General features: G+C 51.3%; 1 protein-coding gene. It reads right to left on the bottom strand.

The window, feature by feature from the left end:
- Positions 1–131: 131 nt before the first annotated feature.
- Positions 132–1,433 carry a flavin-containing monooxygenase gene (locus tag B0F88_RS16690; RefSeq protein ID WP_104425078.1) on the bottom strand — a complete coding sequence of 434 codons (1,302 nt, stop codon included), beginning with the start codon at positions 1,431–1,433 and terminating at the stop codon, positions 132–134.
- Between the last annotated feature and the right edge of the window lie 190 nt (positions 1,434–1,623).

Genomic DNA, 1,623 nt, shown 5'->3' with positions numbered 1-1,623 from the left:
TCGTCTTTGGTCGGATTGAAAAAAGCGTGAAACTATATCAGCTAACCTTTTTCTTTTCCGATTAGTGCCGATTGCACTTATGAGTTGAATCTAAGCCATAAGATGCGCTACGCATTGATCCGACATTTGGATTAACGCTCATCCAGCATATCCCTGTACATACGCGCGACTTTAATAAACTTCCAGAAATCCACTTCCCATAAATGCCGGTGCGAATCCAGGAAATAGTCCTGCCCCAAATCCGGGTCGTCTTCCTGCTTGGCCTGGATAAATTTGTCGTAGCCTTTGCTTTTGTCGGTAAACGCCTTGATGTAGCTTCTGACGAACTGGCCCTGCAATCTCAAGCCGTCGCCCAGACCGGCCGCGGCATTAACAAAACCGAAGAAAAAGATGTTGTCCAGGTTTCTGGGCGCAATGTGAATAAACAGATCGGGGATGCCGGCTTTCCATTGCAGCAGCGCCGGATCGATAAACGGAAAATCCCGGTCATAGCCGGTCGCATAGATAATCACATCCACATCAGCGCTGGTGCCGTCGGTGAAATGGACGGTGCTGCCGTCGAAGTAATCAACATCGTCTTTCGGCTGAATATCGCCATGGCCGATATGGTACAAAATCTGGGAGTTCATGATCGGATGCGCTCCATCCAGCGGGTGATCGGGTTTTTTCAAGCCGTAATCGACGCCGTCGTAACCGGCAAGCTTGAACACCTGCTGGATGTAGGCCATGGTCTCTTCCTTGGATTTGAACTTGTTGCCCAGTTGCAGCATCCATTGCGGCGTCGGCTTGCCGCCGATAAATTTCGGGTAATAATGGTAGCCCCGCCGGGTGCTGTGATAGACCCCGGCGCCATGATGCACGGCGTCCACGGCAATATCGCAGCCGGAGTTGCCCGCGCCGACCACCAGAACCCGTTTGCCTCTGATCTGGTCGGGGGATTTATAATCCATTGAATGAAAGACTTCGCCGCTGAAATGCCCCCGATACGGCGGGTCGGGATAACGGGCGACCCGTTGCGCGCCGTTGCAGACCGCGACAAACGAATAGTGTTTGCACTCGCCGCTGGACAAGGTCACGTCCCAGCCGTCTCCGGCCGGTTCCAGTTTGGTGACCGAGGTATTGAAAATGGCTTTGTCATACACGCCGAAATCCCTGGCATAAGAGCGCATATAGGCCAGCATCATCTTGTGGTTCGGGTAAACCGGATAATCGTCCGGCATCGGGTAATCGGGAACCTGGGTGTTGAACTTCGGCGAAATCAAATGCAGCGAAGGGTATACCCGGCCGCTTTTGCCGTCGCCGTTCCACACGCCGCCCAAATCCGCTTCCGACTCATACAGGTCGTAGTCGATTCCGCCGTCGTTCAGCTCCCGGCCCAAGCCTATTCCCAGCGGCCCTCCGCCGATAATGCATAGTTTTATCCGTTTGTTCATATCTGTTTGGCTCAATAGTGATTCTTAGTGGCTGTGTTTGCTCTTTTGTCTTGAACATGCATGAATTAATTTAGGCAATTACCATGAAGAGCATGAAGCTGCATGAAGACTTAAATTCTTCATGCAGCTTCATGCTCTTCATGGTTAAAAAATGAAATTTGCTCCAGTTATTTTTTGCGTGTTCCTTAAG

The sequence above is a fragment of the Methylobacter tundripaludum genome (assembly GCF_002934365.1).
Lineage (GTDB): Bacteria > Pseudomonadota > Gammaproteobacteria > Methylococcales > Methylomonadaceae > Methylobacter_A > Methylobacter_A tundripaludum_A.
This window is presented reverse-complemented; position numbering and strand designations above follow the sequence as displayed.